This window comes from Methylobacterium sp. C33D, from assembly GCF_053345825.1.
Genome location: NZ_JBKFAV010000069.1, coordinates 1 through 14,637 on the forward strand (window position 1 = coordinate 1; position 14,637 = coordinate 14,637).

A 14,637-nucleotide genomic window follows, 5' to 3' on the forward strand; every position below is an offset into this window, starting at 1 on the left:
CGTGAGCGGCGAGCCGGCCGGGCCGGCCCGCCCGGGCCCGCCGACGCTGCGCGACCTGCGCGGGTTGACGCAGGCGCGCGTCGCGCTGGGCGCGCACGGGGCCGGCCTGCCGACCGGCGCGGCGCTGGCCTTCGGGCTCGACCATGCCCGCGCCCGCGAGGCGGTGTGGACGCCCCTGGACGCGGCCGCGATCCGCGAAGGGCTGCGGGCGCAGGGCCTGGAGTCGGTCGAGGTCCGCTCGGCCGCGTCCGACCGGGCGGCGTACCTGCGCCGGCCGGACCGGGGCCGCAGCCTCGATCCGGGATCCGCGTCCGCGCTCGACGGGCACGGGCCGGGCTTCGACGTGGCGATCGTGATCGCGGACGGGCTGTCGGCGACGGCGGTCGCGCTGAACGCGGTGCCGGCGGCGGCGACGCTGGCGGCGCGGGTGCGGCGGGCCGGCTGGAGTCTGGCGCCCGTGGTGGTCGCCAGCCAGGGACGGGTGGCGATCGGCGATCCGATCGGGGCGCGGCTCGGGGCGCGCTGCGTCGTGGTTCTGATCGGGGAGCGTCCGGGCCTGTCGGCCTCGGACAGCCTGGGCTGCTACGTCACGCACGGCCCGGCGCCGGGTCTGCCCGACTCGCGGCGCAACTGCATCTCGAACATCCGGGAGGGCGGCCTCCCGGTCGAGGCGGCCGCCGGGCAGATGGCGGCGCTGCTGCGGGCGATGCTGGCCCAGGGCACCAGCGGCGTCGCGCTGCGCCGGGACGATCCCGCAGACCCGGAGGCGCTGCCGGCCGCGCGGGACTGACCGCTCGGACGGCCGGAGCGGACGTCACGCGCGCTCCGCGGACGGGCTGCAGCCGTACCGGGACCGGTAGCAGCGGGCGAAATGGGCCGCGCTCGCGAAGCCGCAGGCGGTCGCGATCTCCCCGATCCGGAGCGGGCTCTGGCGCAGCAGGCGCCGTCCGTGCGCGAGGCGGATCGCCCTGTACTGGGCCGAGAAGCTGAGCCCGAGCTTGTCGAGGAACAGCCGGTCCAGGTGGCGCGGGCTGATCGCCGCGAGGCGCGCCATGGCCAAGCGGCCGAGCGGCGCCTCCACGGTCTTCTCCATCGTCTCCAGCACCGCCAGCAGGGCCGGATGGTGGATTCCGTAGCGCTCGACCGCGGAGGCGCGCTGCGGGTCGTCGGCGGCGCCGATCGCCGTGTGCAGGAACCAGTCGGAGACGCGACGGGCGAAGGCCTCGCCCATGCGCTCGGCGATCAGGGCGTGGGCCATCTCCAGGGGCGCGACGCCGCCGCCGCAGGTCAGGCGATCGCCGTCGGTGACGTAGCGCGCCCGGCTCAAACGCGCGTCCGGGAAGGTCTCGACCGTGGCGCCGGCATATTCCCAGTGGAGCGTGAACGCGCGGTCGGTGAGCAGGCCCGCCGCGGCCATCAGGTAGGGACCGCCCGAGATGCCCCCGATGCGCACGCCGAGCCGCGCCATCCGCCGGAGGGTCGCGTGGATCTCGGGCCTGTCCCAGCCGGTCGGCTCTCCGCCCGCGCAGACGAAGAGGGTGTGCATGTGGCCGCGCAGGCGCGGCAGCGCCTCGGTAGGTATCTCGGCGCCCGACGAGGAGGCCACCGAGCCCTCCGTCTCGCCGAAGTAGCGCAGGCGGTAGAGCGGCCGCCCGGCGAGCTCGTTGGCCGCGCGGAACGGCTCGCAGCCCGAGGCGAAGGACAGCAGCGCGAAGCCGGGCACGAGGATGAAGCCGATCTCCTGCGGCCGGTCACCGGTCTCAGCCTCCATCGCGCCCACACCCTTCGCGCCTCGACGGCTCAAACGTGCAGAAAACCGTCCCTCACAGTCAAACGCGATGCTCGGCATCCATCATGCTGTGTGCCGTTATCCCGTGCCGCGCGAGATCGCTTCCGGATGCCTCGACCTGCCGACCGTCCTCCGATCCGCGCCGCGGCGGCAGCCCGCCCCGGCAGCCTGCGGGCGTTTCGGCCGTGAGCCGCCGCTACGACGTCGCCGTCCTGGGACTCGGCGCGATGGGCAGCGCCGCGCTCTACCAGCTGGCGAAGCGGGGCGCCGCGGTCATCGGCCTCGACCGGTTCGCGCCGCCCCACGCGCTCGGATCCAGCCACGGCGAGACGCGGATCACCCGGCAGGCGGTCGGTGAGGGCGCCGACTACGTCCCTTTCGTCACCGCCTCGCACCGCATCTGGCGCGCGCTGGAGGCCGAGACCGGCGAGACCCTGCTGAACGCCTGCGGGGCGCTCGTCATGGCCCTGGGTCACGGCGTCTCCTCGCATCACGGCAAGCCGGACTTCGTCGGGCGCTCCATCGCCGCCGCGGAGGGTGCCGGCATCGCCCACGAGGTGCTCACCGGCGCGGAGGTGGCCCGCCGGTTCCCGCAATTCCAGAACCTCGCGGGCGACGAGAAGGCCTATTACGAGCCGGGCGGCGGCTACGTGTTTCCGGAGCGCTGCCTCGCGGCGCAGCTCGGCCGCGCGGAGGCGGCGGGCGCCGAGATCCGCACCAACTGCACGGTGGTCGGGCTGCAGCAGGACGGGGGCGGCGTCCGCATCGAGACGGCGGATGAGACCATCCTGGCCGACCGCGCCGTCGTGGCCGCGGGCGCCTGGACGGCGCCGCTGCTCGGGAGCCCGTTCGACCGGCTCCTGACCGTCCGGCGTCAGCTCCTGCACTGGTACGCGCTGGCGGACGAGACCGCCTACGGGCCGCACTCGCCGGTCTTCATCTGGATGTACGGGACGAGCGACACGGAATACCTCTACGGCTTCCCGCCGCTCGACGGGTCCATCAAGGTCGCCACGGAACAGTACACCACCACCACCACCGCCGACGGGGTGGAGCGCCGCGTCGACCCGTCGGAATCCGACGCGATGTACCGGCTGCGCGTCGCGAACCGGCTGGCCGGCGCGACCCCGGAGGTCGTCCAGGCCGCGGCCTGCGTCTACACGGTGACTCCCGACCGCGGCTTCATCATCGACCGGCATCCGGCGATGGACCGAGTCACGGTAATCTCCGCCTGCTCGGGGCACGGATTCAAACACTCGGCCGGCATCGGCGAGGCGGTCGCGTCGGAGCTGGCCGGCCCCGGCAGCACGGTCGATCTCACGCCCTTCGCTTTGGCACGTTTCAGTTGATGCGCCGGTCAATGGCTCGTGGATTGCTTGAAACCATGCCAAGATCGGCCGACCCGAGCAGGAAAGATCCGATGCGTCTCACCGTCCGCACCCTTCTGGCCACCGGTGCGCTTGCCGCGCTCGCGGCGTTCTCGAGCGTCGCGCTGCCCGGCCGGGCCACGGCCGCCGACGGCGTTGACGCGATCAAGAAGCGCGGGACGCTGATCGTCGGCGTGAAGGCGGATTACAAGCCGTTCGGCTTCCGCGACCCGAGCGGGGCGATCATCGGCCTGGAGCCCGACCTCGCCGCCGACATCGCCAAGCGGCTGGGCGTGAAGCTCGAGCTCGTGCCGGTCGTCTCGGCCAATCGGATCGAGTTCCTGCAGCAGGGGAAGGTCGATCTGCTGATCGCCACCCTGTCGGACAAGCCCGAGCGCCGCCGCGTCGTGCAGGCGATCGACCCGAACTACTATTCCGACTTCGTGAACGTCCTGCTGCCCAAGAATTCGGGCATCACCGACTGGGCGCAGCTCAAGGGCAAGCCCCTCTGCGCCACCTCGGGGGCGTGGTACAACAAGGACGTCGCGCGGACCTACGGGGCGGAGATCGTCGCCTTCGACGGGTCCGAGAAGCCGCTCTTCGCGCTCAAGCAGGGTAACTGCATCGGCTACGTCTACGACCAGAGCATGCTGCAGGGTAAACTGCTGGACGACGACTGGAAGGCCAACTACGCGCTGCCGCTCAAGGGCATCCTGGACGCCCCGTGGATGATGGCGGTGGCGCAGGGCAACACCACGCTCCAGGCCGCGGTCGAGGACGCCACCAAGGACTGGATGAAGACCGGCTTCATCGTCAACGAGGAGAAGAAGTGGGGCATCGAGCCGACCGCTTACTCGAAGACAATGCACGAGAAGTACAAGAACGCGACCAACTGATGCGCGCCTGCACGACGAAGCCGGCCGATCGCCCGCGATGATCGCCACGATCCAGGCGTGGTTCCAGCAGCTCTACGAGACCACGGGCTTCAACTTCACGGTCTTCTACGATCCCTACGACTGGGACCGGTACGTGGCCGGCCTGCGGATGACGCTGCTCCTCGGGATCAGCACGATCCTGGCGAGCCTCGTCATCGGCGCCGTCGGCGCGCTCCTGCAGAGCGGGCCGTCGCGCGTCCTGCGGGCGCTGGTCAACGGCTTCGTTGTAGTGTTCCGCAACACGCCGCCGCTCGTGCAGATCTTCTTCTTCTACTTCGGCCTCGGGACGCTGCTCCCGGACATCCGCTCGGCGGACGGCCTGCGCGCGCCGATCCTCAACAACGTCCAGTGGGCGATCATCTCGCTGTCGCTGTTCGCGGGCGCGTTCAACGTCGAGATCTTCCGCTCCGGCATCGAGGCGGTGCCGCGGACCACGGTCGAGGCCGCCGAGGCCCTGGGCTACACCCGCCTCAAGGCCTACCGCTACGTCGTGCTGCCGCTGGCGCTGCGCGTCTGCCTGCCGGCGCTCAACAACAACCTGATCAATCTCTTGAAGACCACGACGCTCGCCTACGCCATCGCGGTCCCGGAGACTCTGTACGCGGTCAAGCAGATCTGGTCCGAGTCGCAGAACGTCCTGGAGATGATGCTGGTGCTGCTGGCGACCTACGCGGTCCTCGTCGGCGTCCTCGTCTGGATCATGCACCGCTGGGAACGCGCCCTGCGCATCCCGGGATACGGCCGATGAAGGCTGCCGATCCGCAAGGCGGACGACCGGGGGACCTGCCGGTCCTCCTGCCCTTCGCGCTCCCGGAGGACCGCGCGGCGTCGCGCCTGCGCCCGGCCCATCTCTGGCTGCTCACCGGCCTCGCGCTCATCGCCCTCCCGGCCTGGGCGCAGGGCGGGGCCGCCGCGCTGTCGCCCCTGGAGGTCGTGATCAAGTGGGCGCCCCTCTTGCTCACGGGCTTCGCCTTCAACGTGGCGATCTCGCTGATGGCGATGGCCATCGGTACGGTGGCGGGCATCGGGCTCGGGCTGGCCATGCTGGCGGAGGGGCGGATCCTGCCCCGCCTCGCGTGGTGCGTCACGCAGGTCTTCCGCAACGTGCCCTGGCTGGTGCTGCTGTTCTTCGTGATGTTCCTCGTGCCGTTCCAAGTCACCGTCTTCGGCATCCGCGTGCCGCTGCCTGACTGGGTGAAGGCGACCTTCGGGTTCAGCCTGCCGGTCATGGCCAACGTCGCCGAGATCGTCCGCGGCGCGGTGCGCTCAGTGCCGAACACCCAGTGGGAGGCCGCGGAATCCCTGGCCTTCACCCGGCGACAGACGATGTGGCGCATCATTCTGCCCCAGTGCGCGAAGCGCATGCTGCCGCCGTGGATGAACGTCTACTCGCTCATCGCGATGGCGACCGTGCAGGCCTCCATCGTCGGCGTCACCGAGATGCTGACGCTGACCGCGCAGGTGCACGCCGCCGAGGGCGGCCGCCCCGAGCTGTTCGCGCCGCTCTACGGCTTCGCGCTGCTGTGCTTCTTCCTCTACTGCTACCCGATCGACCGGTTCACCGCCGCCCTGGAACGCCGCTTCGAGACCCGCTGAGACCATGACGCGCGCGACCCTGGCCGCCACCCCGACCCCGAGCTGGACTCCCGATCAGCCGATCGTCCGCGTCGTCGACGTGCACAAGTCCTTCGGGACGTTCGAGGTGCTGAAGGGGATCAGCTTCGACGTCCGCAAGGGCGAGGTGGTCTGCATCATCGGTCCTTCGGGCTCGGGCAAGTCGACGCTGATCCGCTGCGTCAACGCGCTGGTGCCGGTGAGCGCGGGCTCGATCGAGGTCGAGGGGATCGACGTCACCGATCCGCGGCTCGACAAGCTGGCGCTGCGCCGCAAGGTCGGGATGGTGTTCCAGCAGTACAACCTGTTCCCGCACAAGACCGCGCTGCAGAACGTGATGATGGCCCCCATCCACGTCCTCGGGCAGGAGAAGCGCGAGGTCGAGGCCCGGGCGCGGGCGCTCCTCGCCAAGGTCCGGCTGGCCGGCAAGGAGAACGCCTACCCGGGCGAGTTGTCCGGCGGCCAGCAGCAGCGCGTGGCCATCGCCCGCTCGCTGGCGATGCGGCCGGACGTGATGCTGTTCGACGAGGTCACCGCCGCCCTCGATCCCGAGACCGTCAAAGAGGTGCTGGTGACGATCCGGGAACTCGCCGAGGAGGGCATGACCTGCATGCTCGTCACGCACGAGATGAACTTCGCCCGCGACGTCGCCGACCACATCTACTTCACCGACCGCGGCGTGATCGTCGAGCACGGGCCGCCCGCGACCTTCTTCGCCGCCGCCCGGGACGAGCGTACGCGCCGTTTCCTGTCGCAGGTGCTCTGAACTCGCCGCGGTCAGGGCCGCGTCAGCGCGGCCCGGCCTCCCGCGCCGCGATGTGGTCGGCGATCGCGCCGGCGGTGGTGAGCCAGATGTCGGCGCGGCGGTCGGCGATGTGCTGGAGCGCCCGCCGCAGGGGCCGCAGCCGGTGCGGGCGCCCGACGATGTAGGGGTGGAGCGCGACGCCCATCACCAGCGGCGCGCTCCGGGACTGCTCCAGCATCTCGTCGAAGGCGTCGACGATCGCGTCGGCGAACTGGCGGCCCGTCTCCTTGCGGGCCACGATGGCGGGGATGTCGTTCAGTTCCTGCGGGTAGGGGACCGTCAGGATCCGGCCGCCGCCGCGCGTCTTGAACCAGGTCGGCTGGTCGTCGTGGTCCCAGTCGAGCAGGTAGCGGTAGCCGGCCTCGGCGAGCAGGTCGGGCGTCACCCGCGACTGCGAGATCCACGGCCCGAGCCACCCGGCGGGGGGGCGGCCCTCCCGCGCGGCGATCGTCTGGGTCGTCTCGGCGATCAGGGCCCGCTCCGCGTCCTCGTCGAGAGTGCCCTGCCGCTCGGCGTTGGTGCGGCCGTGGCCGACGATCTCGTCGCCCCGCGCCCGGAACGCCTCGATCAGGCCGGGGCAGTCCCGGTAGAGGTTGCTGTTGACCAGCACGCTCGCCGGCATCGCCAGAGCGTCGAGCATCTCGGCGATCCGCCACGCGCCGACCCGGTTGCCCCAGTCGCGCCACGCGTAGTTAAGCACGTCCGGCTGCGGGCCGCCCGGCGCCAGCTCGGCGCCCAGGCCATCACCGAACGCGAAGGTCTCGAGGTTCAGCCCGACATAGACGGCCAGCCGCTTACCCTCCGGCCAGTCGTAGACCGGCCGGTCGGGGAGGGCGCTGTAGCCGTAGCGACCGTGTCCGGCATTCGTGTCCATGAGCAGCCCCCGTTACGCCGCACCGAGATAGGCCGCTTCCAGCCCCTTGTCCGCCGAGAGCTCCGCGGCGGTTCCGCGCGCGACGACCCGGCCCTGCTCCAGCACGTAGCCGCGGTCTGCGACCGTGAGGGCCAAAGCCGCCATCTGGTCGACGATCAGGATGGTGACGCCCTCGTCGCGCAGCTCGGCCACGGTGGCGTAGAGGGCGTTGATCATCGCCGGGGCGAGGCCGAGGGACGGCTCGTCGAGGAGCAGGATGCGCGGGTGCGCCATCAATCCGCGGGCGATGGCCAGCATCTGCTGCTCGCCGCCGGAAAGCAGGCCCGCCCGGCTCGCCGCCCGGTCGCGCAGCCGCGGGAACCGGTCGAGCAGGCGCTCGACCTCGGCCGGGTCGATCGGCGTCCCGCGCCCGAAGGCGCCGAGGCGGATGTTCTCGACGACGGTCAGCTCCGGGAAGACCTGCCGGCCTTCCGGCACCAGGACGAGGCCGCCGCGGGCGATCCGGTGGGCCGGCAGCGCCTCGATGCGCCGGTCGTCGAACACGACCGATCCCGCGACCGGGCGCAGCAGCCCTGCCAAGGCCCGCATGGCCGTGGACTTGCCGGCGCCGTTCGCGCCCAGCAGGGCGACGGTCTCGCCCGGCCGTACGTCGAGATGGACGCCGTCGAGGACCGGCGCGGCGCCGTAACCGGCGGTCAGGTCGAGGACCGAGAGGACGGCGTCCGCCGGTCCCTGCCACGGCGCGCTCCGCGGCCGGGCCGGGGTGTCGGCGCCCCCGAGATAGGCGCGCAGCACCGCCGGGTCGCGCCGGATCTCGGCGGGCGTGCCGCGCGCGATCGGGCGGCCGGCATCCATGACGAGGATGTGGTCGGAGATGCCCATCACCAGCGGCATGTCGTGCTCGACCAGCACCACCGCGACGCCGCTGTCGGCGATCCGTCTGATAAGCCGGGCCAGCCGGTCGGTATCGGCCCGCGACAGGCCGGCGGCGGGCTCGTCGAGGAGCAGGACCGCGGGGCTGCCGGCGAGCGCCCGCGCGATCTCCACGAGCCGCCGGTCGACGTGGGGCAGCTCGGCGGCCGGGCAGTCGAGGGCGCCCCGGTAGCCGACGAAGGCGAGGAGCGCGGCGGCCGTCGCGCGGTCCCGCGCCCGCGCGCGGCGCCAGAGCCGGCCCGGCGCGAGCCCGAGGGCGACGTTGTCGACCACCGGCAGCGAGCCGAACAGGCGCGTTGTCTGGTAGGTGCGCGCGATGCCGGCGCGGGCGACGACGTGGGCCGGCCGCCCGGCGAGTTCGCGCCCGCCCAGCCGGATCGCCCCGGCGCTCGGCCGGTAGAAGCCCGAGACCATGTTGAGCACGGTGGTCTTGCCGGCCCCGTTCGGGCCGATCACGCTGGTGACGGCTGCCGGCCGCGCCGTGAGGTCGACGCCGTCTGCCGCCGTGATGCCGCCGAAGCGGATGCCGACGCCGTCGAGCACAAGGGCCTCGCGCGCCGCCGTACCCGGCAGCGGCGCCTCGCCGCTCTCGGCGGCGGCTGGCGCGCCGCGGCCGCGCGGCAGCAGCCGGGCGAGGCTGCCGACGAGCCCCGAGGGCACCAGCCACAGCACCGCCAGGGTCGCGACGCCGAAGAACAGCAGGCGGTACTCGGCGAGCCCCGACAGCGCCTCCGGCAGCAGCACGGTGACGAGGGCCCCGAGGAGCGGGCCGAGCACCGTTCCGGCGCCGCCGACGATCACCGAGAGGACGAACAGGATCGACTGCGAGAACGGGAACGAGCTCGGCGCGATGAACAGCATCAGCGGCGGCAGGACCGCCCCCGCGAGGCCGGTCAGGGCGGCGGAGATCGCGAAGGCCAGGGTCTTCACCCGGACCGGGTCGAAGCCCAGAGCCGCCGCAGCGACGTCGGCGTCGCGCACGGCGCGCATCGCCCGGCCGAGGCGGCTGCGGGCGAGGAGGTCGAACCCGGCCAGGCTCGCCCCGGCGGCGAGCACCGCCAGCACCGCGAGGCCGGCCGGCGAGAGCGGCTCGCCGAGGAGGCTCGGCGCGTCGGTGACGACGAGGCCGTTCTGGCCGCCGGTCAGCTCGCCGCCCTCGATCAACCCGTGCTCGACGATGAAGCCGAAGGCGATCGTGAGCATGGCGAGGTAGGGGCCCTTCACCCGCATCGCCGGCACCGCCACGAGGCCGCCGACGAGCGCCGCGATCAGCGCCGCCGCCGGGAGCGCCAGCCAGAAGCTGACGCCGTGAAGCGTCAGGATCGCGCTCGCGTAGGCGCCGATCGCGTAGAAGCCGGCCTGGCCGAAGGAGATCAGCCCGGTCAGGCCGAGGAGCACGTTGAGGCCGACGCCCGCCACCGTGGTCAGCGCCACGAGGGCGATCACGAAATGGCTGTAGCCGGCGGTCAGCGCGACGAGGCCGAGCGCGGCGGCGGTGAGGCCGGCGATGCCGAGCCGCATCGCCGGGCCTGAGCGCAGGTTCGGCATCGGGTCAGACCTTGTTGACCGCGGCGCGGCCGAGCAGGCCGTCGGGGCGCAGGGTGAGGGCCAGGATGATCACCGAGAACACCACGAGCTGCGTGTAGGTCGAGCCCAGGGTCGCGGTGACGCCGGCCTCGACGAGGCCGTAGAGCAGCCCCGCCACGATCACCCCGGTGGCGGAGCCGATGCCGCCCAGGATCGCCACCGCGAAGGCCTTGATGCCGAACAGCGTGCCCAACTCGGCCGAGACCGAGAAGAGCGGCGCGATCAGGAGGCCCGCGATGCCGGCCAGCACGGCCGAGAGCGCGAAGGCGCAGGCCACGGTGCGGCGCACGTCGATCCCCATCAGGCGGGCGGCGTCGGCGTTCTGCGCCACGGCGAGCAGGACGCGGCCGAGATCGGTCTTCCGGAACACCGTGCGGATCGCGAAGGCGAGCGCGATCCCGACGACCGGGATCACGAGCTGCAGCGGGTAGATGCCGGTCCCGAGGATCTCCACCGGCTTCGTGGCCAGCGGCGAGGGCAGGCTGCGCGGCTCCTTGCCGTAGGTGAACAGCACGGTGTTGTCGAGCACGATGCCGCCCGCCACCGTCGCGAGCAGCCACGCGTCCGAGCCGCGGGCCACGAACGGGCGGACCAGCGCCCGCTCGACCACGAGGCCGAACAGGGCGCAGCCGGCGAGCGCCAGGACGATCGCCGCCGGCATCGGCCAGCCGAGGGTGACGCCGAGCGCGTAGGCCAGGACCGCACCCAGGGTGACGACGCTGCCCTGCGCGAAGTTCACGGTCCCCGACACCGCGTAGGTCACGTGGAAGCCGAGGGCCACGAGCCCGTACATGCTGCCGAGGCCGAGGCCGCTGACGAGGATGGAGGTCAGCATCGCCGGGCTCAGTTGGTCACCGCGACGATCTCACCGTCCTTGAAGCGGGTGAACACGTAGTCGTTCGGGCCGAGCGCGTCGTGCTGACCGGGGGCGAAGGGCTTGTCGTAGGTTTTGATCAGGCCCGGATAGGTGCCGATCTTGTAGAAGCCGTCGCGGACCTTCGGCCCCTCGGTGGAGCCGGCGGCCTGGATGGCGAGCGCCAGCAGGTGGGTCGCGTCGTAGGCGTTGGCGATGCCGACCGCGGGGGTGACGTCGGCCATCGACTTGATCGCCGGGTACTTGGCCTTGAGCGCGCCGAGCACCGCGCTCGCCTTCGGCGACGCGTTGCCCGCGAAGGTGAAGGTCTGGATGAAGTGGACCTTCCCGGCGCTCGGGCCCGCGAGCTCGTCGAAACGGCCGCCCGCCGGGCCCCAGTGCGAGACGACCGGCACCGACCAGCCCATCCGGTCCAGCGACTTCACCACCTGGGCCGAGGGACCGACATTGCCGACGAGGAACAGCGCGTCGGCCCCGGCCTCCTTCAGCCGGGACAGCTGGGGCACCATGTCGACGTCGTTGGCCTCGTACTTCTCGATGCCCGCCGCCGGGAGGTTGGCCGCCTGCAGGGCGTCCTTGAGGCCCTTCTGGTTCGACTCGCCCCAGGCGTTGTTGACGAGGATCATGCCGGGCTTCTTCGCCCCGTAGGTCTTCACCGCGTAGGCGACCAGCGCCTCGTCGACGAGGGCGTCGACCGCGGAGACGCGGAAGGCGTAATTGTCGGCGGCGCCGTTGCGGGTGATGCCGGTGCCGGCCGCCCAGGGGCCGATGAACGGCACCTTCATCTGGTTGGCGATCGGCACGATCGCCATCGAGACCGGCGTGTCGAGGCCGCCGACCACCGCGACGACGCCGACCCGCTGGATCAGCTCGCGCGTCGCCAGCACGCCCTTGGACGGGTTGGCCTCGTCGTCGCGGGCCACGAGCTCGAGGGGGCGCCCGAGCACGCCGCCCTTGGCGTTGATCTCGTCGATGGCGAGCCCGATCCCGCGGGAGATCGCCTCGCCGGATTTCGCGGACTGGCCGCTCAGGGCGGTCACGAGGCCGATCTTGACGGTGTCGGCCGCCTGCGCGGCCGAGACGGCGAGGCCGAGCAGGGCGCTCGTCGTCACCGCGAAGCGGCGCAGGGTCGGGGGCAGGAAGGAGGCCATGGCGTGTCTCCGAGGGCGGGGCGCAGCCTGCTTTGCGCAACCTCCATGCCACGCGATATCGGCCGAGCCGGGGTCGGCGCCGCCGCATGCGTGCATCGCCGGAGGCATCGTGTGCTCAATTGCTCGTCAAAGTGCATACACTTCCTGCATGCGCAGACCGGGCTTTTGCGGCACGGTGGCGCCGACAGGAGACCCGCCATGACCGACGTCACCCACGATGCGGCGACCGCCCGCGACGCCGCCAACGTCACCGCCTATCTGGAGGCCTCGATGGTCCCGGATCCCGAGACGGCCGCCCGCTACATGGCGCCCGGCACCCGGATCGTGTTCACCGGCGCGCGGGTGTTCCACCACCCGTCCGAGGTCACGGCCTTCAATGCCGGCCGCTACGCCTGGGTGAAGAAGCGGATGGAGCGGCTCGACGTGGTCCCGGGCGACGGCGTCACCACGGTCTACAGCCTCGGCACCCTGTACGGCGCGTGGCCGGACGGCACGCCCTTCGAGGGCAACCGCTACCTCGACCGCTTCACCGTGCGCGACGGGCTGATCGTCGGCATGGAGGTCTGGAACGACAGCGCCGAGCGCCTCCTGATCAAGCACGGCCTCACGGCCTGACGCGGCGGGCTCAGGCCCCGCCGCCCGCGACGTAGGGCGCCAGCAGGCGCGCGAGATCGCGCTCGCGCGGGGCCGGAGGAACGATCCGGGCCCTCTCGGCGACCGCGTCGAGGTGGTGGTCCATGAGCGCGACGGCGCGCTCGGCGTCGCCCGCGACCAGGGCGGCGACGATGTCGCGGTGCTCGCTCACGGCGCAGTCCGAGGAGTGCGGGCGGCTGTAGAGGGACAGGATCAGGGCGCAGCGATAGCCGAGTTCCGCGACGTAGCGGGTCAGCACGGCGCTTCCGGTCATCTCGGCAAGCATCAGGTGGAACTCCGTGGCGAGCCGGATCGACAGCGCCTCGGGCCCGCCCCGGGCGGCTTCCTCGCGGGCGATCTGGTCCAGCAGACGCTGGCGCTGATCCGGGCCGAGCTGTCCGGCGAGGCGGCGGACCACGAGCCGCTCCAGGCCGAGGCGGACGTCGAAGGTGTCCCGCGCCTCCTCCCAGCTCGGCGTCGCCACGACGGCGATGCGGTTGCGGCGCAGGTCGACCAGGCCTTCCCCGGCGAGCCGCAGCAGGGCCTGTCGGGCGATGGTGCGGCTCACTCCGAACCGCTCACCTAGCGCGTCCTCCGGCAGGCGGTCGCCCGGGGCGAGGGCCCGTTCCACGATGGCCCGTCGCAGGGCCTGGCAGATCGCCCCGACGCGATCGCCCGTGTCCGCCACTGTCATGGACGGCGCCCGCATTCTGGCGCCCGAGTCCGCGCGGATTGATCCGTCATGATCCTCTCCCGGTGCGATCCATCCCGACGCATCCCGGCCTCAGGCGAGTGGGCTCTTCGCAGACCTGCGGCCGCAGGTGCAACGGTCGCGCCAGCGTCGTCGACGCCCGACCGACTCCGCGGATCCCCCCGGTCGAGCGACACAAGCAGCGCCCGGCCGCTGCGGATGCGCGCCTGCCGCGTCGCCGACGGCGCGCCCTGTCTGCCGGCTCGTGAGCGTGAAGAAAGTGTTGCCGATCTCCGGGGCCCGTTCACGCGCCACGACCCTTCACCGTATCGTGATCATGCCGAATGCTTGGACTCGGCTCGGCAGGACTTCCTGTCTCAAAATTGGTGTTCTGCGTCCCAATAAATTGATCTCATGCCATGTGTGTAGGCTGGGCTACAGCCGATCGACGGATCGTACCTTACGGCCCCCCGCGGACGCAGACGACGTCGAGATCGCGCGAAAGATTGCGATGACGATCGTGCGGGGGGCGCAATCATGAAGCAGATCGTTCTTCCATCAATGGTCGTGGGCATCCTGTGCGGTGCATGCGCGACCTCTTCGGACAAGGTGGCCGCTACGTACGTGTCGCCGATCCAGTACAGCAGCCTGTCCTGCACCCAGATCCGCGAGGAAGCCGGCCGCGTCTCGGTGCGCGCCGCGCAGGCGGCCGGTGCGCAGGACGAGAAGCGCCGCGGCGATCAGGTCGCCACCACCGTCGGCGCCGTGGTGTTCCTGCCGGCGCTCCTGTTCATCGACGGCGACAATCACCAGACGGCCGAGCTCGCGCGGCTCAAGGGCGAGGTGAAGGCGCTGGAACAGGCCTCCGCCGAGAAGCGGTGCGGCCTCGACTTCGAGCCGCAGCCCGCGCGCCGCTGAGCCGCCCGCACCGAAGCCGCGCGCGGCCGATGCGCGACTCAGGGCAGGGGACAATCCGGTCCGTCACTGCCGGAAACACAACCCAAAGACGATAAAAGTCATCGCTTCTCGTCCTTGAGTAAATCTCCGACGCTCAGGAATCGTTAAGGCTCTGTCTCTCCACGTCGTTCCAATGTTCGCCGTGTTGCAGGAAGGTTACATCTTCGCAACGACTCGAATGATACGTCATCGCCAGCCGCTGGCTCAAACGGAATTCACACAGACATGACCAAGATTCTGGCCTCTCTGGCCGCGTTCACTGCCCTGACCGCCGCGGCCTCCGCCGCCGACCTGCCGCGGCGTGCCGCGCCGCCGCCGGTGTTCACGCCGGTGCCGGTGTTCACCTGGACCGGCTTCTACGTCGGCGTGAACGCCGGCTACGGCTTCGACGCCAACAGCCGCAACACCACCAACTACGCCCTGCGCG

Annotated in this window: 14 protein-coding genes and 1 pseudogene; 9 read left to right on the forward strand and 6 right to left on the reverse strand. The window is 71.7% G+C overall.

Translation table 11 applies throughout. The features are described 5' to 3' along the window. Position 1: 1 nt before the first annotated feature. Positions 2-790: an ethanolamine ammonia-lyase subunit EutC gene (eutC, locus tag ACLBXO_RS30510; RefSeq protein ID WP_447687752.1), complete on the forward strand. Its 789-nt coding sequence runs from the start codon at positions 2-4 to the stop codon at positions 788-790. Positions 791-814: 24 nt separating this feature from the next. Here eutC and ACLBXO_RS30515 read toward each other — a convergent pair whose 3' ends face one another. After that, the gene (locus ACLBXO_RS30515) at positions 815-1,771 is read right to left on the reverse strand and encodes a GlxA family transcriptional regulator (RefSeq protein ID WP_447687753.1); all 957 of its coding nucleotides are present in this window, start codon (positions 1,769-1,771) and stop codon (positions 815-817) included. 203 nt (positions 1,772-1,974) lie between these two features. Between ACLBXO_RS30515 and solA the strand changes: the two genes are divergently transcribed. The 5 genes from solA (at position 1,975) to ACLBXO_RS30540 (ending at position 6,471) form a co-directional block, all read left to right on the forward strand. Next, positions 1,975-3,138, forward strand: coding sequence for an N-methyl-L-tryptophan oxidase (solA, locus tag ACLBXO_RS30520; protein ID WP_447687754.1), 1,164 nt, complete (start codon positions 1,975-1,977; stop codon positions 3,136-3,138). Positions 3,139-3,209: 71 nt separating this feature from the next. Next, a complete protein-coding gene (locus ACLBXO_RS30525; protein WP_447687755.1) occupies positions 3,210-4,052 on the forward strand; it encodes a transporter substrate-binding domain-containing protein in 843 nt (280 codons plus the stop codon). Positions 4,053-4,089: 37 nt separating this feature from the next. Beyond that, on the forward strand, positions 4,090-4,839 hold the full coding sequence (locus ACLBXO_RS30530; RefSeq protein ID WP_331317185.1) for an amino acid ABC transporter permease: 750 nt from the start codon (positions 4,090-4,092) through the stop codon (positions 4,837-4,839). Beyond that, positions 4,836-5,687, forward strand: coding sequence for an amino acid ABC transporter permease (locus tag ACLBXO_RS30535; protein WP_447687756.1), 852 nt, complete (start codon positions 4,836-4,838; stop codon positions 5,685-5,687). The genes ACLBXO_RS30530 and ACLBXO_RS30535 overlap by 4 nt, the downstream gene beginning before the upstream one ends. Before the next feature lie 4 nt (positions 5,688-5,691). Further along, positions 5,692-6,471 (forward strand): amino acid ABC transporter ATP-binding protein, encoded by a 780-nt coding sequence (locus ACLBXO_RS30540; protein ID WP_447687757.1) that lies wholly within the window; start codon positions 5,692-5,694, stop codon positions 6,469-6,471. Between the two features lie 22 nt (positions 6,472-6,493). On the opposite strand, the gene ACLBXO_RS30545 is transcribed toward ACLBXO_RS30540, so the two are convergent. Genes ACLBXO_RS30545 through ACLBXO_RS30560 form a run of 4 tightly spaced genes read right to left on the reverse strand, consistent with a single transcriptional unit; the run spans position 6,494 to position 11,929 of the window. Continuing rightward, on the reverse strand, positions 6,494-7,384 hold the full coding sequence (locus ACLBXO_RS30545) for a polysaccharide deacetylase family protein (protein ID WP_447687758.1): 891 nt from the start codon (positions 7,382-7,384) through the stop codon (positions 6,494-6,496). 12 nt (positions 7,385-7,396) lie between these two features. Further along, on the reverse strand, positions 7,397-9,865 hold the full coding sequence (locus ACLBXO_RS30550) for a branched-chain amino acid ABC transporter ATP-binding protein/permease (protein WP_447687759.1): 2,469 nt from the start codon (positions 9,863-9,865) through the stop codon (positions 7,397-7,399). Between the two features lie 4 nt (positions 9,866-9,869). After that, positions 9,870-10,739: a branched-chain amino acid ABC transporter permease gene (locus ACLBXO_RS30555; protein ID WP_331317203.1), complete on the reverse strand. Its 870-nt coding sequence runs from the start codon at positions 10,737-10,739 to the stop codon at positions 9,870-9,872. Between the two features lie 8 nt (positions 10,740-10,747). Beyond that, entirely contained in the window at positions 10,748-11,929 is a 1,182-nt protein-coding gene (locus tag ACLBXO_RS30560; protein ID WP_331317205.1) for an ABC transporter substrate-binding protein, read from the reverse strand. Positions 11,930-12,127: 198 nt separating this feature from the next. On the opposite strand from ACLBXO_RS30560, the gene ACLBXO_RS30565 reads away from it, so the two are divergent. Next, the gene (locus ACLBXO_RS30565; RefSeq protein ID WP_447687760.1) at positions 12,128-12,544 is read left to right on the forward strand and encodes a nuclear transport factor 2 family protein; all 417 of its coding nucleotides are present in this window, start codon (positions 12,128-12,130) and stop codon (positions 12,542-12,544) included. Between the two features lie 10 nt (positions 12,545-12,554). Here the strand turns inward: ACLBXO_RS30565 and ACLBXO_RS30570 are convergent, their stop codons facing one another. After that, complete coding sequence (locus tag ACLBXO_RS30570; protein ID WP_447687761.1) at positions 12,555-13,256, reverse strand: GntR family transcriptional regulator; 702 nt, start codon at positions 13,254-13,256, stop codon at positions 12,555-12,557. Between the two features lie 534 nt (positions 13,257-13,790). Here ACLBXO_RS30570 and ACLBXO_RS30575 point away from each other — a divergent pair. Both ACLBXO_RS30575 and ACLBXO_RS30580 read left to right on the forward strand, forming a co-directional pair. After that, positions 13,791-14,171, forward strand: a complete 381-nt coding sequence (locus tag ACLBXO_RS30575; RefSeq protein WP_331317208.1) for a hypothetical protein — start codon at positions 13,791-13,793, stop codon at positions 14,169-14,171. 264 nt (positions 14,172-14,435) lie between these two features. Beyond that, positions 14,436-14,637 (forward strand): annotated as a pseudogene (locus ACLBXO_RS30580) (porin family protein); the annotation flags it as partial.